Here is an 18554-nt window from a genome sequence, read left to right as displayed (position 1 = left end):
CTCCTTCAGGATGTCGGCAGACTGTATTCCAGATCGTAACTGTGGACGCCGTCTGCGATCGCCAGGTGGAACACCCCGGCGATCCCGGCCAGTTCCCCTGCCCCCGATCCGGGCACGATGGTGATCAGCAGCTCCTGCGCGCCCCGGTCCATCAGACCGCGATGCACCAGGGTAAACGCGCCCTCACGGCCATCGATAACGCCTCGCACCCGCTCAAGAGCAACGTAGGCGCCCGACCGCTCGGGGCTCATGGTCGCCAGCATCTCGCCGGCGGCGGTTCCGGTCAGATCGCCACGAAACGTCTTGGCCAGCAGCATCCGGCCCGGCGCGTCCGGCGCCGCACCGGGCGCGGGGTGAACCGGGGTGATGACGACATCAAAGGTTCCGCGAGCCTTCCGCACGATCTGGTCCTCGCCCATTACGCGTCCTCCAGCATGACCACGCCCGGCGCCGACTTGAGCGCTCCGCGCAAGGCGGCGTCCAGACGATAGCGCCCCGGCAGCTTGATCTCGACCTCGGTGCGGCCGCCCAAGGTCGCCTGCAGCCAGACCTCGCCGCCCTTGCCCTGAGCCCGCGCCCGATCCAGTCGCGCCTTGAGCGCCTCGGCGTCCGCCGACTGCGCCGACAGCACAACCCGCAGCCCGATCTGGGTATCGTCCAGCAGCGTCTCCATCCGACTGGCGTCGTCGCCGAAAAAGCGCACCTCGCCGTCCGCCGACTTGGCCCGCACCTTGACCAGAACCGAGGTTCCAACCTCGAGGATATCGCGGCATCGCCGCAGCTGTTCAGGCGGGAAAAGGCATTCGAACTCGCCCGTGGGGTCCGAGAAGGTGACGAAGGCGAACTTCTCGCCGCTCTTGGCGCTGGCCCGCTCCTGACGACGGCGCACGACGCCGGCCATCAGGAAGGCTTCATGCCCGGCCTCGGCCAGTCCTTGCGCCTCGGCCACGAAGGTCACGCGCTTGCGCTTCAGCGCCGGCGTCAGATCCTCCAGAGGGTGGCCCGACAGATAGAAGCCGACCGCCGACAACTCCTGATCCAGCTTGTCCGGTCCGGCCCAGGGCTCGACGCTGCGCAGCCGCGGCCGGGCCGCCCCCGCCTGATCCGCCCCGAACAGGCTGACCTGGGACGAGGCGCGCTCGGCGGCCACGCTCTGGCAATAGGCGATCAGGATGTCAGCCTGTTCAAACAACTGTCGACGGTTCGGGTTGAAGCTGTCAAAGGCGCCGGACTTGGCCAGACCTTCCAGCGCCCGCTTGTTGACCGCCTTGGGATCGACCCGTTCCAGGAAATCGAAAATGTCGGCAAAGGGTCCGCCCGTCTCGCGCACCTCGACGACGTGCTTCATCGCCTCCAGACCCACGTTGCGGATGGCGCCCAGCGCATAGAGGACGCTGCCCTGCCCGTCCTTCCACTGGACGTCGAAGTCCGCTGAGGAACGGTTGATGTCAGGGGCCAGGACCGGCACCTCGAAGCGACGGCAGTCCTGATAGAAAACCGCCAGCTTGTCGGTGTTCGACAGGTCGAGGCTCATGGAAGCGGCAAAGAACTCGACCGGGTGATTGGCCTTCAGCCAGCCCGTCTGGAACGAGATCAGCGCATAGGCGGCGGCGTGCGACTTGTTGAAGCCGTAGCCCGCAAACTTGGCCACCAGGTCGAAGATGGAGCCGGATTGCGCCTCGGGGACGTTCTTCTCGGACGCGCCTTTGACGAAGCGGAGGCGCTGGAAATCCATCTCCTCCTTCTTCTTCTTGCCCATGGCCCGGCGCAGAAGGTCGGCTTCACCCAGGCTGTAGCCCGCCAGGACCTGGGCGATCTTCATCACCTGTTCCTGGTAGATGATGACGCCGTAGGTCTCGGTCAGGACCTCGGTCAGGGAGGGGTGTAGATAGTCCACCTCGGCACGGCCGAACTTCCGGTCGATATAGGTGTCGATCATCTCCATCGGCCCCGGCCGATAGAGGGAGATCAGAGCCGTAATCTCTTCAATCGACCCGCAGCGCATCTTGCGCAGGGTGTCGCGCATGCCCTGGGATTCCAGCTGGAACACCCCGACCGTCTGGCCCGAGGCCATCAGCTCATAGGTGCGCGCGTCGTCCAGCGGCAGCAGGTTCCATTCCGGCGCGGCGCCGCGCCGTTCCAGATACTCCCGCGCCCGGTCCAGCACCGTCAGGGTCTTCAGACCCAGGAAGTCGAACTTGACCAGACCCGCCGGTTCGACCCACTTCATGTTGAACTGGCTGGCCGGAATGGTCGAGCGCGGGTCCTGATACAGCGGCACCAGTTCGGTCAGAGGCCGGTCGCCGATGACGATGCCTGCCGCGTGGGTCGAGGCGTTGCGATACAGCCCCTCCAGTTCCAGCGCCGTCTCCAGCAGGGTCCTGACCGAGGCCTCGGCGTCGCGCGCCTCGCGCAGGCGCGGCTCCAGATCAATGGCCTGGGCCAGGGTCACCGGGTTGGCCGGGTTGTTCGGCACCATCTTGCAGAGCCGGTCCACCTGCCCCAGCGGCATCTGCAGCACCCGGCCGACGTCGCGCAGCACGGCCCGCGCTTGCAGGGTGCCGAAGGTGATGATCTGGGCCACTCGGTCCTTGCCGTAGTGGTCCTGCACATAGTCGATCACCTCCTCCCGCCGCTCCTGGCAGAAGTCGATGTCGAAGTCGGGCATGGAGACGCGCTCGGGGTTCAGAAACCGCTCGAACAGCAGGCCGAACCGCAAGGGGTCCAGATCGGTGATGGTCAGCGACCAGGCCACCAGAGAGCCGGCGCCGGAGCCCCGTCCCGGGCCCACGGGAATGCCGTGCAGCTTGGCCCATTTGATGAAGTCGGCCACGATCAGGAAGTAGCCGGGGAAGCCCATCTGCTGAATGATCCCGACCTCCCATTCGAGGCGGGTCCAGTATTCCTCTTCCGGTGCGGCAGGCGTGACCTGTTGCAGGCGGGACTTCAGCCCCTCGCGCGCCTGGTGCGCCAGTTCGTCAGGTTCGGAACGACCGGCGCCGGTGTCGAAGCGCGGCAGGATCGGCGCCCGCGTCGGCACCAGGAAAGCGCAGCGGCGGGCGATATCGATGGTGTTGTCGCAGGCCTCGGGCAGGTCCGAGAACAGCTGGCGCATCGCCTCCGCCGTCTTGAACCAGTGTTCCCCGGTGATGCGGCGACGGTCTTCCTGGCCGGTGAAGGCGCCGTCGGAAATGCACAGCAGGGCGTCATGTGATTTCGCCTGCGCCGCCTTGGCGTAATAGACGTCGTTGGTGGCGACCAAAGGCACGTCATTGGCGTAGGCCCAGTCGACCAGGCCACGCTCGGCGACCGGCTCCTGCGGCAGGCCGTGACGCTGCAGTTCGACATAGAAGCGATCGCCGAAGACCCGCTGCATCTCGGCCAGGGCTGCCTGGGCCTCAGCGGGCTTGTTCTGGACGAACAAAGGATCGATCGGGCCGTCGGGACCGCCGGACAGAAGGATCAGCCCCTCGGACTTATCCACAACCAGTCCCCAGGGCACGCCGGGCTCCGACATCTCGCCCGCGTCGAGATAGGCTGCGGACGACAGGGCGCAGAGGTTGAGCCAGCCCTGCTCGTTCTGGACCAGCAGGACCACGGTCGAGGTCTTGGCCCAACGCTCGGCGACCTGGCCGCCGATGCCCAGTACAGGCAGGGCGCAGGCGACGATGGGCTGGACGCCCGCGTCCTTGGCGGTCTGGCTGAATTCCAGGGCGCCGAACAGGTTGGCGCGGTCGGCCACGGCGACGGCGGGCATGCCGGCGTCGGCCGCCATCTTGCCGATCTTGCTGGCCTTGATCGCCCCTTCCAGCAGGGAATAGGCGCTGCGGACCCGCAGATGGACAAAACCCTGACTGTTCGCCGTTTCCGCCAATACCAACTCCGCTGATCCCGAAAACCGGGACCTCCTGACCCACTGCCGCGCAGCCGGTCCTAGACCATGCAGGGAGTCGATGCGGCGATCACGTCACCAGGAAAGACGCCTGCCAGATCATCCAGACGAACCCGCCGCACGACGCAAGCGACAGCATATCCCTCACCCAACGCGACATCGGCTTATCCCCAGTTAGCGTGTTCCTGAAACGTTCTATATTCCCGGTTTGTTCTCATTGCAAGACCCCGTGAACGCCTACAGCCATCCGTCTTCCCGGCTTGCGCGTATGTTGAAGAGAATGACCGGGAGTGTCCTATGTCGCGCCTTCTGCCTCTGATCGGCCTGATCCTGACGGCGGCCTGCTCGCCCAGCGAAGCGCCCGCCTGCGCCGCGCCGCTGGAGCCCGTGCCGCCGGGCTATCAGACGGCGGTCTTCGCCGGCGGCTGTTTCTGGTCCAGCGAAAAGGCGTTCGACGGCCTGCCCGGCGTGCGTTCGGCGGTGTCGGGCTTCGTCGGCGGCACGCGGCCCAACCCGACCTATGAGCAGGTGATCCGAGGCGGGACCGGCTATCGCGAGGCAGTGCAGGTGACGTTTGATCCCGCCGTCGTCAGCTATCGCACCCTGGTCGATCGCTACTGGCGCACTATCGACCCCACCGATCAGACCGGCCAGTTCTGCGATCAGGGCCCGTCCTATGTCACGGCGGTCTATGCCACCGAGGCCCAGACGGCGACCGCGCAAGCGTCTCGCCGAGCGGCCCAGGCCGCGCTGGGCGCCAAGGGCTCGCGCTTCACCACCCCGGTCTATCCCGCCATGCGCTTCTGGCCCGCCGGCGCCGAGCATCAGGATTACGCCCGCCGCCGCCCCGCCCAGTATGAAGCCTATCGCGTGGGTTGCCGTCGCAGCGTCAGGCTGCGCGCCCTGTGGGGCGACGCCGCCGTCGGCTGATCAGCAGCCCTGACCTCAGTCGGCTGGCCTCAGTAGGCTTGGGCCTCGGCGGCGCGTTCTTCCAGATGGCCGTCCTTCAGGGCGAAGACGCGGTCCATGTGACCGGCCAGCTCCATGTTGTGGGTGGCGATCAGGGCGGCGACGCCCGTGGTCTTGGCCAACTCGCGCAGGGACTCGAACACCGCATGGCTGTTGGTCGGGTCCAGGTTGCCGGTCGGCTCGTCGGCCAGCAACAGACGCGGGCTGTTGGCCAGGGAGCGGGCGATGGCGACCCGCTGCTGTTCGCCGCCCGACAGTTGCGCGGGCTGGTGGGTAAAGCGCTCGCCCAGACCCAGGCTGGTCAGCAGGGCCTCGGCCCGGCGGCGGGCTTCAGCCTCGGAATGTCCGGCGATGCGCATGGGCAGAGCGACATTGTCCCTTGCATCAAATTCCGGCAGCAGGTGGTGGAATTGATAGACGAAACCGATCCGCGACAGGCGCAGACGCGTGCGTGCGCGCTCGTCCAGACTGCCGACGTCTTCGCCGTCGATCATGACCTGACCGCTCGTCGGGCGCTCCAGCAGACCGGCGGCGTGCAGCAGGCTCGACTTGCCGGAACCCGAAGGTCCGATGAGGCCGACGACCTCGCCCGGCATGATGTCCAGATCGACGCCGCGCAGCACGGTCAGCCCGCCCGAAGCCGTCGGATAGGTGCGGGTGATGCCGCGCAGGCGAAGCGTCGGCGTGGTGTTCAGCGGACTATTCAAAGCGCAGGGCCTCCACCGGGTCGATCCGCGACGCGTTCCACGACGGCGGCAGGCTGGCGAGGCAGCTCATGAAGAAGGAGAAGACCGCGACCCAGGTCACGTCCCACGGATCGACCAGGGCCGGGATGGCGTCCAGCATGTAGACGTCGGCGTTGAACAGCTGGACCCCGGTGACGCCTTCGATGAAGTGCTGGATCGCGCCGATGTTCAGGCAGAACAGCAGGCCCAGCACCAGACCGGCGATGGTGCCGCCGATGCCGATAGCGGCGCCGGAGATGAAGAAGATGCGCAGGATCGACGACGGGCTGGCGCCCACGGTGCGCAGGATGGCGATGTCGCGGGTCTTGTTCTTCACCAGCATGACGATGCCACTGATGATGTTCATGGCGGCGATGGCGACGACCAGGCCCAGGATGATGCTCATGGCTACGCGCTCGACCTTCAGCGCGCCCCAGAAGGCGGCCAGACGGGTGCGCCAATCGGTGACGATGCTGCCGGGACCGGCGGCCTGCTGCACAGGCGTCAAAAGGCTTTCAACCTGGTCAGGCTCGCCCACCTTCATCTCGATCACGTCCCAGACGCCGTCCTTGCCGAAAAAGAGCTGGGCCTGCTCCAGCGGCATGAAGATGAAGGCGCGGTCGTAGTCGGCCGTGCCGGAACTGAAGATTCCCGCGACCCGATAGGTTTTTTCCAGACCGCCGAGGTTTCCGAAGGCGCTGTCAGCCCCGGTCGGCGAATAGATGGACAGGGCGCTGCCCACGCTGAGCCCCATCTGATCGGCCAGAGCCTTGCCGATCAGGATATTATCGCCGCCGTACTCGCCACGGCCGAAGTCAGCGCGCATTTCGGGCGTCAGGCTGTCATAGACGAATCTGGTCGAGGCCAGATCCTGAGGCCGCACGCCGCGCACGACGCCGCCGGTCATCTGACCGCCGGCTCGGAACATGGCGGGGGACTCCGTCAAAGGGGCCACCGAGACTACCCCCGGCACGTCGCTGATGCGCTTCAGCGCCGCGTCCCGATCCGGCGATGTCAGCACCGGCCCCTGCACATACATATGCCCGTTGAATGACAGCATCCGCCCCAGCAATTCAGCGCGAAATCCGGCCATGATGCTCATCACGCTGATCAGCACCGCCACGGCCAGCATGATGCCGATGAAGCTGATGATGGCGATCAGGGCAACCCCGCCCTCCTTGCGCTTGGCGCGCAGGTAGCGGAGCGCCAGCCCGATCTCCCAGGAGGAAAAGGCGCCGGCGGGCTTTACGGCAGGCGGCGCGGAGGCCGTCGCGGCGTCAGTCATTTCGTCAGCAGCTCCAGAGCGGCGTCCAGCGGCAGGGTTTGCTTCTCGCCGGTGGCGCGGCGCTTCAGCTCGACCACGCCGTCAGCCAGGCCCTTGGGACCGATGGTCAGTTGCCACGGCACGCCGATCAGGTCGGCGGTGGCGAACTTGCCCCCCGGACGCTCGTCGGTGTCGTCGTAAAGGACGTCCTTGCCCAGGGCTTCGAGTTTGGCCACGGCCTCTTCACAGGCGGCCGAGACGGCTTCGTCGTTGGCGCGCAGGTTGATCACCACCACGTCGAACGGGGCGACCGAGTCCGGCCAGATGATGCCGCCGGCGTCGTGGCTGGCCTCGATGATGGCGCCCATCAGACGCGACACGCCGACGCCGTAGCTGCCCATGTGGACCTCGGTGTCCTGACCGTCTGGTCCGGCGACCTTGGCCTTCATCGGGGCCGAGTATTTTGTGCCGAAGTAGAAGATGTGGCCGACCTCGATGCCGCGCGCCGACAGGCGGTCGCCCTCGGCGGTCTGGCTCTCGAACTGGGCCGCGTCGTGCATTTCCTCGGTCGCGGCGTAGAGGGCCGTGCGCTCGTTGAACACGCCTTCCAGCTGCTCGACGCTGAGGTTGTGGCCCGGCGCGTCCATCTCGACCAGCTTGCGGTCGCAGAAGACCTCGCTCTCGCCGGTCTCAGCCAGGACGATGAACTCGTGGCTCAGGTCGCCGCCGATAGGGCCGGTGTCGGCGCGCATCGGCACGGCCTTCAGGCCCAGACGCGAGAAGGTGTTCAGGTAGGCGGCGAACATCCGCTTGTAGGCGATGCGGGCCGAGGCCTCGTCCAGATCGAAGGAATAGGCGTCCTTCATCAGGAACTCGCGGCCGCGCATGACGCCGAAGCGCGGGCGGCGCTCGTCGCGGAACTTCCACTGGATGTGGAAGAGGTTCAGCGGCAGGGCCTTGTACGACTTCACATAGGCCCGGAAGATATCCGTGACCATTTCCTCGTTGGTCGGTCCGTACAGCAGCTCGCGCTCATGACGGTCGGTGATGCGCAGCATCTCGGGGCCGTAGGCGTCGTAGCGGCCGGACTCACGCCAGAGGTCGGCCAGTTGCAACGTCGGCATCAGCAGTTCTACCGCCCCTGCCCGCTCCTGCTCCTGACGCACGATGCCTTCGATCTTGCGCAGGACGCGCAGGCCCAGCGGCAGCCAGGCGTAGATGCCGGCGGCCTCCTGCTTGATCATGCCCGCGCGCAGCATCAGTTGGTGCGACACGATCTGGGCGTCGGAAGGGGCTTCTTTGAGGGTCGGCAGGAAGTAGCGCGACAGGCGCATGTGAGAATCTCTGCAAAATCAGTCTGGCCCGAGGTTAACCGGGCGAATGGGGCGAAAGCTAGAGCGCAGGTCCGCGCGAAAAGTCCGGCAGCGGCATCCACCCCGTCCAGACGATGAAGACGATGAAGGCCCAGACGATGGCCGACACCCAGGTCGTAGTGATGAACTTCTTCTTCAGCTGGGGATTGGCGGGCGCGCCCCACTGGCTGCCGTCGGTCGGCGGCGTCTCGACCTGCTTGGACGAGCCCAGCGGCAGGATCGTGAACAGCACGATCCACCACGAGGTCAGATACAGCGCCACCAGGGTGAAGGGGCCAAGAGGCATCGGGGCATTCCATCCATCGGTTCGTGCGCCCTTCGCATTCCGCTCACGTCAGGCGCGGGCTAAGGAAGGGTGCGAAACAAGGACGCCCTCATGCCACAGATCACCCTGGAACACTCCCCCCATTTCGACGGGACAGATTGGCGCGCCCTGGCGCTGCAAATCCATCAGTTGTGCGTCGATGTGGTCGGCGCGACGACCCAGGCCTGCAAGACCCGTATCGTCCGCTGCGACGACCTGATCATCGCCGACGGCGATCCGGCCCAGGCCATGGTCCACTGTGACCTGCGCATCCTGACCGGACGGACGCAGGAGCAGAAGACGGCGCTGGGCGAGGCGGTGCAGGCGGCATTGCTGGCGGGGGTGAAGCCCTACGACGGCCCGGCGCAGATTTCGGTCGAGATCGGGGCGCTGGACAAGGACAATTATCGCAAGGTGACGCTGGGCGGGTAAAAGCGTCCTTTCCTCCCCATTTCATGGGGAGGAAAAGCTTAAGGATGCGGCCGCCCGATGCCGTAGCGCGCCGCCCAATACGGCAGGATGTCGTCGTCCTGCAAGAACCGGGCGCCGGTCTCTGCGCTGACCTGGGCGTCAGGCCAGTCGAACTCGCCGTCCAGCACCAGCACGGGGCAGCTCTGGTTGGCCTCTCCCACCTCGGCCACCACGGCCGCGCGCGGACGGGGGTGATCCAGATGTGTGACCTGGACCTGCTCACGCAGACGCGGATAGAGGCTCAAAACGCCCTCGATCCGCGCGCCGGGCGGGCAGTACCAGGGCCCGCCCTGATCGTCGAACCAGTCGGCGTTCAGCAGATAAAGCCGGTCTGTCATTACAAACGCAGGATGACGGTTTCGACGATGGGACGGCGATCCCAGATCTGCTGGCTGGCCTTCTTCAGCACGCGGCTGACGGCCTGTTCGACCACCAGTTCATCGTCCAGCGCCTCGCCCTTCAGCTTGCGCACGGCCTGTTCGGCGCGCTCGGCCAGATCGTCGAGGATGTCGCCCAGCGGACGGTCTTCGTCACCCGGCAGGCCGATGCCGCGCACGTCGATGTCGCTGACGATCTTGCCGCGCTTGTCCATGGCGAAGCTGACGACCAGAACGCCGTTTGAGGCGGCATGCTTGCGCTCGCGCAGGGCCTCGCCCGCCTCCTCGACCAGCATGCCGCCGTCGACGAACAGACGGCCCGAGGGCACTTCGTCGATGATGGCTGCAGGTCCGGGAGCCAGACGCACCATGTCGCCGTTGCGCGGGGTCACGGTTTCCGGAACCTGCATATCCTTGGCCAGGAGGGCGTGCTCCATCAGGTGACGGCGCATGCCGTGGGTCGGCACCGCGATCTGCGGACGGGCCCAGCTGTACATCTGGCGCAGTTCATCCCGGCACGGGTGGCCCGAGACATGGATGCCGGGATGGTCCTTCTCGGTGTAGAGGCGCACGCCCCGGTCTGCCATCTTGTCCTGAAGACGGCCGATGGACAGCTCGTTGCCCGGAATGACCCGCGACGAGAAGATGCAATGGTCGCCCTTGCCCAGCTTGATGAAGGGGTGGGTGCCTTCGGCCACGCGCGAGAGGGCTGCGCGAGCTTCGCCCTGGCTGCCGGTGCAGAGGTAGAGGATCTCGTCCTCGGGCCAGACGCGAGCTTCCTGTTCGGTAAGGAAAGGCTTCACGTCGCTGAGCATGCCGACCGACTTGGCGGCTGCCGTGATGCGGTGCATCGAGCGGCCGGCCAGAGCCACGCGGCGACCGGCGGCTTCGGCGGCGCGGATCACGCTGTCCATGCGCGCCACGTTGGAGGCGAAGCAGCCCACAGCGATGCGGCCCTTCAGTTCCGAGATCAGGGCGGCCATAGCCACCTTCACGCCGCCCTCGGAACCGGCCGAGCCTTCCACGAAGACGTTGGTGCTGTCGCAGACCATGGCCAGCACGCCCTCGTCGCCGAGACGCTTGATAGCCTCGACATCGGTGCGCTCGCCCACGACGGGATCGTCATCGATCTTCCAGTCGCCCGTATGAAGCACCGTGCCCAGGGGGGTCTTGATCGCCAGACCATTGGGTTCGGCGATCGAGTGGGTCAGCGTCACATAGGTCACGTCGAACGGACCCAGGTTCACCTCTCCGCCCAGCGGCACTTCGTTCAGCTCGACCTGATCCAGGATGTTGGCGTCGCGCAGCTTTTCGCGGATCAGATAGGCGGTGAAGGGCGTCGCATACAGGGGCGCCTTGATGCGATCCCAGAGCCAGCCCAGGGCGCCGATGTGGTCTTCGTGCGCGTGCGTCAGCACGATGCCCAGGATGGTCTCGCCTTCCAGGAAGGAGGGATCGGGCACGATCACGTCCACGCCCGGCGTGGAGGGGTCGCCGAAGGTCACGCCGACATCGACGATGATCCATTTGCGGTCGTGCGCCGGCCCGAAGCCATAGGCGTTGAGGTTCATGCCGATCTCGTTCGAGCCGCCCAGCGGCAGGAAAACGAGTTCGTTGGAGTCAGATTTTTTCATATGGCCCTAAAGGTGGGTATTCCGCCGCCAGATTTCGAGTAGGCCGCGGATGGTCAGGTCCGGATCGAACCGGTCGATTGATTCTGTAGAGCCCTCAAAGAGGGAGGCGACGCCGCCGGTGCCGACGACCGTCATGGGCTTGCCCCACTCGGCCTTGATGCGGTCCACCAGGCCCTCGATCAGGGCGATATAGCCCCAGAAGACGCCGGATTGCATGGAGGTGACGGTGTCGCGCCCGATGACGACCTCGGGGCGTTGGATGGCGATGCGCGGCAGCTTGGCCGCCGCTTCGTGAAGGGCTTGCAGCGACAGGTTGATACCGGGGGCGATCAGTCCGCCCTCGAAGGCGCCCTGCCCCCGCTCGGCGCCGCCGGACACCACGTCGAAGGTCGTGGCCGTGCCGCTGTCAATCAGCAGCAGGTCGCCCTCATAGACCTGCAAGGCGCCGATGGCGTTGACCAGACGGTCGGCCCCGGCCTCGCTGGGCTTGGGGATGCGCACCTCGATGCCGAGGTTGACGTTCTCGCCGATCACCAGGGGCTCGACGTGGATATAGCGCCGCGCCAGGTTGCGTAGGTTGAAGATCGACTGCGGCACCACGCTGGAGATGATGCAGCCGTCCAGATCCTTCATGCTGAGGCCCGAGCTGAGCTTGGCGCCGCCCATCTCGAACAACTGATGCAGCCAGACGGCGTATTCGTCGGCCGTGCGCATGGCGTCGGTCGCCGTGCGCCACTGGGCGATCCATTCCGTGCCGTCGTGAACGGCGAACAGGGTGTTGGTGTTGCCTTGCTCGATCGCCAGCAGCATCAGGCGGCCTCTCCGAAAAAGACATCGCCGGCCGAGATGACCCGCAGGCTTCCGTCCGACAGTTTCAGACGCAGCGAACCGTCCGCCTCGACCCCGTCGGCCGTGCCGGTCAGGGTCTCGTTCGTCAGCCGCGCCGTGCAGGGACCGTGCAGACCGGGCGTCCGCGCGATCCAGGCATCGAGAATGGGTTGGAAGCCCAGGGTCGTCCAGCGGTCCAGCCAGACGCCGAAGGTCTCGGCCAGCACCTTCGCCGCCTCATCGACGGTCGGCGCAGAGGCGACGCCATGCGCCAGATGTTCAGCGATGCAGGTGGCGGGTCGTTCGGTGTCGCCCGGCGTCTGGGTCAGGTTCACGCCGATCCCGACCGCCAGCCAAAGGCCGCCTGACGGCGCCGGGCCGGACTCGATGAGAATGCCGGAGGTCTTGCGACCGTCCAGCAGCACGTCATTGGGCCATTTGATCGTGACCAGGGCCGCCGGGACATAGCGGTCCAGCAGGTCCGCCACCGCCAGCGAGGCGGCGAAGGTCAGTTGCGCCGCCTCGGCGGGCGATTTCTGCGTCAGCAACAGCAGCGAGGTGAAGAGATTTCCGCTGTCGCTGCCCCACTGGCGTCCGCGACGGCCACGGCCAGCCGTCTGGCGTCGCGCCGTGATCCACAGCGGTCCGACCTCGCCTGCCTCGGCGCGGCGACGCGCCTCGGCGTTGGTGGAGTCGGTTTCGTCGAGGATCAGAACCGGTGCGTCCAAAGACCCTTACCCGACCCCGACGCCCGAGGCGGCGGCGCGGGTCAGCGGCTCCAGCCAGGTCAGGGCGACGATCACCAGCGGGAAGCAGAAGGCGGCGGCCGCCAAAGCGATCCACTTGGCTTCCAGCGGCGACTTGTCGGTGGCGACCTCGGTTTCCGCGGCGTCGAACCACATCACCTTGATGATGCGCAGATAGTAGAAGCCGGCCACGACCGAGGCGACCAGACCCGCAGCGCCGGCCATCCAGTAGCCCGCATCAGCGGCGGCGCCGAAGACGAAGAACTTGCCCCAGAAGCCCGACATCGGCGGAATGCCGACGGCCGACAGCGATAGGATGGTGAGGGCGACCGCCATCAGCGGGCGATCCCTCTTCAGACCCGCCAGATCGGCGATCTTGCGGATCGGACGGCCGCTGCGGCTCAGCGACAGCAGGACGGCGAAGAAGCCGAACTGGTCGATGACGTACAAAGTCATGAACATCAGCGTGGCCTGAACACCGGCTTCGGTGCCCGCCGCCACGCCCAGCAAGGCGTAGCCGATATTGATGATCGAGGAATAGGCCAGCAGGCGCTGGATGTCCTTCTGCATCAGACCGCCGAACGAACCGACGGCGAAGCTGATCAGCGAGATCAGGATGATGACCTGGGCCCATTGACCGTGGGCCACGCCGAATCCTTCGACCAGGACGCGGGTGATCAGGACCATGGCCGCAATCTTGGGCGCAGTGGCGAACAGGGCCACGACCGGGGTCGGGGCGCCTTCATAGACGTCGGGCGTCCACATGTGGAACGGCGCGGCCGAAACCTTGAACGCCAGACCGCAGATCAGGAAGACCAGGCCGAAGATCAGGCCCGGGCCGGGGTTGGCGGTCGCGAAGGCGGCGATGTCTACGAAGCGCATCGAACCGGCGAAGCCGTAGATCAGGCTGGCGCCGTAAAGCAGCAGGCCCGACGACAGGGCGCCCAGGACGAAATACTTCAGGCCCGCTTCCGAGGCCTTCAGGTTGTCGCGGTGATAGGCGGCCAGCACATAGAGGGCCAGCGAATGCATTTCGATGCCGATGTAGAGCGAGATCAGGTCGCCCGACGAGGCCATCATCGACATGCCGACCGAGGCCAGCACGATCAGGACGGGGTACTCGAACTTGGCGATGCCGTTGCGGTGAATCCAGCCGTCGCCCAGGACGATGGCGACCGCCGCCGACAGGAAGATGGCGACCTTGCCATAGACGGCCAGAGGGTCGGCCACATAGGCGCCGTTGAAGGCCGTGCCCAGCGGGCCGACGGCGGCCAGCACTGAAGCGACAGCCAGCAGCAGGATCGACAGGCCCGAGATCAGGCGCGTCGACTTCTCGCCGGTGAAGGCACCAAGCATGAGCAGCACCAGCCCGCCGACCGCAAGGGTCAGCTCCGGGGCCGAAAGATGAAGGGCGGAAGACAGATCAGTCATTATGCTCTCACCCGCCGATGGCTGCGCGATAGGCGGTCGTCAGGGCCTCAACGGTCGGCCCGGTGTAGTCGAGGACGGCGTTGGGATAGAGACCCAGCCAGATGGTGCCCACGATCAGCGGCACGAAGATCAGCAGCTCGCGCTTGTCGATGTCCGTGATGGTCTTCAGCGCCGGGTTGGTGATCTCGCCGTACATGACGTTGCGGAACAGGGTCAGGGCATAGACCGCCGAGAAGATGACGCCCGAGGCCGCGATCAGGGCCGTCCAGGTCGAGACCTGATAGGCGCCGGTCATCGTCAGCACTTCGCCGATGAAGCCCGAGGTGCCCGGCAGGCCGACGTTGGCCATGGTGAACATCAGGAAGATGGCGGCATACCAGGGCATCCGCGCCGTCAGGCCGCCGTAGAAGGCGATCTCACGCGTATGCATCCGGTCATAGACCACGCCGACGCAGAGGAAGAGCGCGCCCGAGATCAGGCCGTGGCTCAGCATCTGGAAGACCGCACCCTGAACGCCGGTGTCGTTGCCCGCGAAGATGCCCATGGTCACGAAGCCCATGTGGGCGACCGACGAATAGGCGATCAGCTTCTTGATGTCCGTCTGACGGAAGGCGACCAGCGACGTATAGACCACGGCGATCACCGACAGGGTGAAGACCAGGGGCGTGAACATCTGCGACGCCTGCGGGAACATCGGCAGGTTGAACAGGATGAAGCCGTAACCGCCCAGCTTCAGCAGGATGCCGGCCAGGATGACCGACCCCGCCGTGGGCGCCTGAACGTGGGCGTCGGGCAGCCAGGTGTGGACCGGCCACATCGGCATCTTGACCGCGAACGAGGCGAAGAAGGCCAGCCACAGGATCGGCTGAACGGCCGGGTCGAAGGCGTACTGCTTCAGCTCGGGAATGCTGGTGGTGCCCGTCTCATGGGCCATCCACAGCATGGCCAGCAGCATCAGCACCGAACCCAGCAGGGTGTAGAGGAAGAACTTGTACGAGGCGTAGATACGGTTCGCCCCGCCCCAGATGCCGATGATCAGGAACATCGGCACCAGGGTGCCTTCGAAGAAGATGTAGAAGAGGAACAGGTCCAGCGACGTGAAGACGCCGATGACCAGGGTCTCCAGCACCAGGAAGGCGATCATGTATTCGACGACGCGCGTCTCGATCGACTTCCAGCTGGCCACGATGCAGATCGGCATCAGGAAGGCGGTCAGCAGGACGAACAGGATCGAGATCCCGTCCACGCCCAGGTGGTAACCGGCGCCGGCGAACCAGACGTAGTTCTCTACGAACTGATAGGCCGGGTTCGACGGGTCGAACTGGGCGACCAGCAGGACGGACACGGCCAGCACCACGAGCGTGGTGCCGAGCGCGATCCAGCGCGCGGCCGGAGCCGCGGCGTCCTGGCCGCCCTTGTTCATCATGCCGGCCAGAAGCAGCAGGCCGGCGCCGACCAGCGGCAGGAAGGTGACGATGCTCAGAATGTGAGGCACGAGGCTCAGGCTCCCCACGTGAAGATGGCGAAGGCAAGGAACGCAGCCACGCCGATCAGCATCACGAATGCATAGAAGTAGACGAAACCGGACTGGAAGCGCGACAGCCAGCCGCCCGATTTCAGCGAAGCCCAGGCCGCGCCATTGGGGCCGAGACCGTCGATGATCCTCACGTCGCCGATCTTCCAGAAGAAGTCGCCGATCGCCTTGGCGCCCTTCACGAAGACGACGTCATACAGCTCATCGAAGAACCACTTGTTGTAGAGGAAGGTCCACAGCGGGCCCTTGCGCTCGGCCCACTGCTTGGCGACGCCTTCCTTCAGGACATAGATCCAGAAGGCGGCAGCGGTGCCGAGCAAGGTCACGACCAACGGCGACCACTTCACCCAGGTCGGGACGTTGTGGCTCTCGTGCAGGACGTGGTTGTTGCTGCCGACGAAGATGGCGCCGCGCCAGAACTCGGCCTCATGGTGACCGATGAAGTGCGGGGCGAAGATCATGCCCGCGAACACAGCGCCGATCGACAGCACCAGCAACGGCACGACCATGGGCAGCGGGCTTTCATGCGGCGAAAGCGGACCATGGTGATGGTCGTCGTGCGCATGATCGTCGTGAGCGTCATGGCCGTCCAGCGGCTCGGAGTGCGTCTCCAGCTGGGCTTGCGAGGCGTGGTCGTCGGCGGCGTGATGACCGTCGTCCTTCCACTTGGCCGTGCCGTGGAAGGTCATGAAGACCAGGCGCCACGAGTAGTAGGCCGTCAGCAGGGCCGCCGAGATGCCGATGACGAAGGCGAACATGCCCGCGACCGAGTGGCCGCTCGTCGCCGCCGCATAGGCGCTCTCGATGATGGAATCCTTGGAATAGAAGCCGGCGAAGCCGCCGACGCCGGGCAGGCCCAGGCCGGTGATGGCGATGGTGCCGATCATCATGACCGCATAGGTCACAGGCAGCAGCTTCCACAGGCCGCCCATCTTCCGCATGTCCTGCTCGTGGTGCATGCCGTGGATCACCGAACCGGCGCCCAGGAAGAGCAGAGCCTTGAAGAAGGCGTGCGTGAAAAGGTGGAACATGGCGGGCTGATAGGCGCCCACGCCGGCTGCGAAGAACATGTAGCCCAGCTGCGAACAGGTCGAATAGGCGATGACCCGCTTGATGTCGTTCTGCATCATGCCGACGGTCGCGGCGAAGATGGCCGTGATGCCGCCGATGATAGCGATGAACAGGGACGCCGTCGGCGCGTGCTCATAGAGCGGCGACAGCAGGCAGACCATATAGACGCCGGCGGTGACCATGGTGGCCGCGTGGATCAGGGCCGACACAGGCGTTGGGCCTTCCATGGCGTCCGGCAGCCAGGTGTGCAGGAAGAACTGGGCCGACTTGCCCATGGCGCCGATGAACAGCAGCACGCCGGCCAGATCCAGAGCCGACCAGTTGTAGCCCAGGAATTCCCAGCCCGTGCCGACCTTGCCGGCGATCTGCGGGAACAGTTCGGCGAACTGGATCGTGCCGAACATCCAGAAGATGGTCATCATGCCGAGCAGGAAGCCGAAGTCGCCGACGCGGTTGACCACGAAGGCCTTGATGGCCGCAGCCGAGGCCGTGGACTTCTTGTACCAGAAGCCGATCAGCAGATAGGAGGCGAGACCCACGCCTTCCCAGCCGAAGAACATCTGCAGGAAGTCGGCGGCCGTCACCAGCGCCAGCATCATGAAGGTGAACAGCGACAGATAGGCGAAGAAGCGAGGACGGCTGTCGTCCTCGGCCATGTAGCCCCAGGAATAGAGGTGAACCAGCGACGACACCGTCGTCACCACGATCAGCATGGTGGCCGACATGGCGTCCACACGGATCGACCAGTTCGACTGGAAGTCGCCGACGTGGATGAAGGGCGCGATGTGGACGGTGAAGGCTTCCAGCCCGCCCCAGGTCCACTGGCTGAACACGATCCAGGAGATCGCGCACGAGAAGAACAGCAGGCCGGTCGTGACCGACTGCGAGACGATGTTCCCGATCCTGCGACCGAAGAAGCCGGCGATCATCGCCCCCAGAAGGGGGGCGAAGACGCCGAGAGTGACGAGAGTCTGGATAGTCACGGTTCCGATCAGCCCTTCATCACGGAGGCGTCGTCAACCGCGATATCGCCGCGGTTACGGAAGAAGGTCACGAGGATCGCCAGGCCGACGGCGGCTTCTGCCGCAGCGACGGTCAGGACGAACATGGCCATCAGCTGACCCGACACGTCGTTGAGATAGGTCGAGAAGGCGACGAAGTTGATATTCACCGCGAGCAGGATCAGCTCGACCGACATCAGGATGATGATGACGTTCTTGCGGTTCACGAAGATGCCGAACACCCCGATGGTGAACAGCATGGCGGCGACCGCCAGATAGTGCTGGAGCGAGATGTCCATCACAGAAGCTCCTCGGGGGTGACACCCTGGCCGGTGGCGACCGACTTGACCTCGACGGCCTTGGCGCGTTCGCGGTTGGCCTGGGCGGCCAGGTCCTGGCGACGCACGCCGGGGCGATGACGCAGGGTCAGGACGATGGCGCCGATCATGGCGATCAGCAGCACAATGCCCGCAGCCTGGAAGAAATAGACGTAGTCCGTGTAGAGGACGCGGCCGATCGCCTCGACGTTCGACACTTCGGGACCGGACACGGCTGGCGCGAGCGCGGCCTTGGCCGCCCCGCCCTGAACCACGGTGATCGACACCATGATCATCTCGGCCAGCAGGACGCCGGCGACGATCCCCGCCAGCGGCAGGTAGCGGGCGTAGCCTTCGCGGAGGCGGACGAAGTCGACGTCCAGCATCATGACCACGAACAGGAACAGCACCGCGACGGCGCCGACGTAGACGACCACCAGCAGCATGGCCAGGAACTCGGCGCCCAGCAGGACGAAGAGGCCGGCGGCCGAGAAGAAGCTGAGGATCAGCCACAGGACGGAGTGCACGGGATTGCGCGCGGTCACGACCAGAAGGCCCGAAACCACGGCGACCGTCGCCAGAAGATAAAACGCTATGCCTTGCAGCATGGGTGGGAC

Annotated in this window: 17 protein-coding genes; 2 read left to right on the top strand and 15 right to left on the bottom strand. The window is 65.7% G+C overall.

What is annotated here, in order from left to right; all coding sequences use genetic code 11:
* Positions 1 to 5: 5 nt before the first annotated feature.
* Together ACOZBP_RS02135 and dnaE are read right to left on the bottom strand one after the other, a co-directional pair.
* The gene (locus ACOZBP_RS02135; RefSeq protein ID WP_422674807.1) at positions 6 to 419 is read right to left on the bottom strand and encodes a DUF3224 domain-containing protein; all 414 of its coding nucleotides are present in this window, start codon (positions 417 to 419) and stop codon (positions 6 to 8) included.
* Complete coding sequence (dnaE, locus tag ACOZBP_RS02130; RefSeq protein ID WP_422674806.1) at positions 419 to 3874, bottom strand: DNA polymerase III subunit alpha; 3456 nt, start codon at positions 3872 to 3874, stop codon at positions 419 to 421. The genes ACOZBP_RS02135 and dnaE overlap by 1 nt, the downstream gene beginning before the upstream one ends.
* Positions 3875 to 4189: 315 nt before the next feature.
* Between dnaE and msrA the strand changes: the two genes are divergently transcribed.
* Positions 4190 to 4822 (top strand): peptide-methionine (S)-S-oxide reductase MsrA, encoded by a 633-nt coding sequence (msrA, locus tag ACOZBP_RS02125; protein WP_422674805.1) that lies wholly within the window; start codon positions 4190 to 4192, stop codon positions 4820 to 4822.
* Positions 4823 to 4851: 29 nt separating this feature from the next.
* Here the strand turns inward: msrA and ACOZBP_RS02120 are convergent, their stop codons facing one another.
* From ACOZBP_RS02120 to ACOZBP_RS02105, 4 genes are read right to left on the bottom strand one after another with little or no spacing between them, the layout of a single operon-like run.
* Complete coding sequence (locus ACOZBP_RS02120) at positions 4852 to 5568, bottom strand: ABC transporter ATP-binding protein (protein ID WP_422674804.1); 717 nt, start codon at positions 5566 to 5568, stop codon at positions 4852 to 4854.
* On the bottom strand, positions 5561 to 6871 hold the full coding sequence (locus ACOZBP_RS02115; RefSeq protein ID WP_422674803.1) for a lipoprotein-releasing ABC transporter permease subunit: 1311 nt from the start codon (positions 6869 to 6871) through the stop codon (positions 5561 to 5563). Before ACOZBP_RS02115 ends, ACOZBP_RS02120 begins: the two co-directional genes overlap by 8 nt.
* The gene (gene proS, locus ACOZBP_RS02110) at positions 6868 to 8184 is read right to left on the bottom strand and encodes a proline--tRNA ligase (RefSeq protein ID WP_422674802.1); all 1317 of its coding nucleotides are present in this window, start codon (positions 8182 to 8184) and stop codon (positions 6868 to 6870) included. Before proS ends, ACOZBP_RS02115 begins: the two co-directional genes overlap by 4 nt.
* A 58-nt stretch (positions 8185 to 8242) precedes the next feature.
* Positions 8243 to 8509 (bottom strand): DUF1467 family protein, encoded by a 267-nt coding sequence (locus ACOZBP_RS02105; protein WP_178826887.1) that lies wholly within the window; start codon positions 8507 to 8509, stop codon positions 8243 to 8245.
* A 90-nt stretch (positions 8510 to 8599) separates the two neighbouring features.
* Between ACOZBP_RS02105 and ACOZBP_RS02100 the strand changes: the two genes are divergently transcribed.
* Entirely contained in the window at positions 8600 to 8959 is a 360-nt protein-coding gene (locus tag ACOZBP_RS02100; protein WP_422674801.1) for a 5-carboxymethyl-2-hydroxymuconate Delta-isomerase, read from the top strand.
* Between the two features lie 38 nt (positions 8960 to 8997).
* On the opposite strand, the gene ACOZBP_RS02095 is transcribed toward ACOZBP_RS02100, so the two are convergent.
* The 9 genes from ACOZBP_RS02095 to ACOZBP_RS02055 are packed head-to-tail and all read right to left on the bottom strand — an operon-like array spanning position 8998 to position 18545.
* Positions 8998 to 9336 carry a DUF3088 family protein gene (locus tag ACOZBP_RS02095; protein ID WP_422674800.1) on the bottom strand — a complete coding sequence of 113 codons (339 nt, stop codon included), beginning with the start codon at positions 9334 to 9336 and terminating at the stop codon, positions 8998 to 9000.
* Entirely contained in the window at positions 9336 to 11009 is a 1674-nt protein-coding gene (locus tag ACOZBP_RS02090; protein WP_422674799.1) for a ribonuclease J, read from the bottom strand. Before ACOZBP_RS02090 ends, ACOZBP_RS02095 begins: the two co-directional genes overlap by 1 nt.
* A 6-nt stretch (positions 11010 to 11015) precedes the next feature.
* Complete coding sequence (locus ACOZBP_RS02085) at positions 11016 to 11822, bottom strand: type III pantothenate kinase (protein WP_422675472.1); 807 nt, start codon at positions 11820 to 11822, stop codon at positions 11016 to 11018.
* Entirely contained in the window at positions 11819 to 12565 is a 747-nt protein-coding gene (locus ACOZBP_RS02080) for a biotin--[acetyl-CoA-carboxylase] ligase (RefSeq protein ID WP_422674798.1), read from the bottom strand. Before ACOZBP_RS02080 ends, ACOZBP_RS02085 begins: the two co-directional genes overlap by 4 nt.
* 6 nt (positions 12566 to 12571) lie before the next feature.
* Complete coding sequence (nuoN, locus tag ACOZBP_RS02075) at positions 12572 to 14014, bottom strand: NADH-quinone oxidoreductase subunit NuoN (protein ID WP_422674797.1); 1443 nt, start codon at positions 14012 to 14014, stop codon at positions 12572 to 12574.
* A 7-nt stretch (positions 14015 to 14021) separates the two neighbouring features.
* Positions 14022 to 15509, bottom strand: coding sequence for an NADH-quinone oxidoreductase subunit M (locus tag ACOZBP_RS02070; RefSeq protein ID WP_422674795.1), 1488 nt, complete (start codon positions 15507 to 15509; stop codon positions 14022 to 14024).
* Between the two features lie 5 nt (positions 15510 to 15514).
* Positions 15515 to 17596, bottom strand: coding sequence for an NADH-quinone oxidoreductase subunit L (gene nuoL, locus ACOZBP_RS02065; protein ID WP_422675471.1), 2082 nt, complete (start codon positions 17594 to 17596; stop codon positions 15515 to 15517).
* Positions 17597 to 17610: 14 nt separating this feature from the next.
* Complete coding sequence (gene nuoK / locus ACOZBP_RS02060) at positions 17611 to 17919, bottom strand: NADH-quinone oxidoreductase subunit NuoK (RefSeq protein ID WP_105563431.1); 309 nt, start codon at positions 17917 to 17919, stop codon at positions 17611 to 17613.
* The gene (locus ACOZBP_RS02055) at positions 17919 to 18545 is read right to left on the bottom strand and encodes an NADH-quinone oxidoreductase subunit J (protein WP_422674794.1); all 627 of its coding nucleotides are present in this window, start codon (positions 18543 to 18545) and stop codon (positions 17919 to 17921) included. Before ACOZBP_RS02055 ends, nuoK begins: the two co-directional genes overlap by 1 nt.
* Between the last annotated feature and the right edge of the window lie 9 nt (positions 18546 to 18554).

Origin of the sequence: Brevundimonas sp. NPDC058933 (assembly GCF_049315965.1) — a bacterium.
Taxonomy (GTDB): Bacteria; Pseudomonadota; Alphaproteobacteria; order Caulobacterales; family Caulobacteraceae; genus Brevundimonas.
The sequence above is the reverse complement of the archived record's forward strand: the minus strand, read 5'-3'. Positions and strand labels throughout refer to the sequence as shown.

What these genes read in the sequence shown, in the direction of transcription:
- ACOZBP_RS02095 (WP_422674800.1), bottom strand. Translation starts at nt 9,336, where the DNA reads ATGACAGACCGGCTTTATCTGCTGAACGCCGACTGGTTCGACGATCAG.
- ACOZBP_RS02090 (WP_422674799.1), bottom strand. Translation starts at nt 11,009, where the DNA reads ATGAAAAAATCTGACTCCAACGAACTCGTTTTCCTGCCGCTGGGCGGC.
- ACOZBP_RS02105 (WP_178826887.1), bottom strand. Translation starts at nt 8,509, where the DNA reads ATGCCTCTTGGCCCCTTCACCCTGGTGGCGCTGTATCTGACCTCGTGG.
- msrA (WP_422674805.1), top strand. Translation starts at nt 4,190, where the DNA reads ATGTCGCGCCTTCTGCCTCTGATCGGCCTGATCCTGACGGCGGCCTGC.
- nuoN (WP_422674797.1), bottom strand. Translation starts at nt 14,014, where the DNA reads ATGACTGATCTGTCTTCCGCCCTTCATCTTTCGGCCCCGGAGCTGACC.
- ACOZBP_RS02055 (WP_422674794.1), bottom strand. Translation starts at nt 18,545, where the DNA reads ATGCTGCAAGGCATAGCGTTTTATCTTCTGGCGACGGTCGCCGTGGTT.
- ACOZBP_RS02135 (WP_422674807.1), bottom strand. Translation starts at nt 419, where the DNA reads ATGGGCGAGGACCAGATCGTGCGGAAGGCTCGCGGAACCTTTGATGTC.
- ACOZBP_RS02100 (WP_422674801.1), top strand. Translation starts at nt 8,600, where the DNA reads ATGCCACAGATCACCCTGGAACACTCCCCCCATTTCGACGGGACAGAT.
- ACOZBP_RS02115 (WP_422674803.1), bottom strand. Translation starts at nt 6,871, where the DNA reads ATGACTGACGCCGCGACGGCCTCCGCGCCGCCTGCCGTAAAGCCCGCC.
- proS (WP_422674802.1), bottom strand. Translation starts at nt 8,184, where the DNA reads ATGCGCCTGTCGCGCTACTTCCTGCCGACCCTCAAAGAAGCCCCTTCC.
- nuoK (WP_105563431.1), bottom strand. Translation starts at nt 17,919, where the DNA reads ATGGACATCTCGCTCCAGCACTATCTGGCGGTCGCCGCCATGCTGTTC.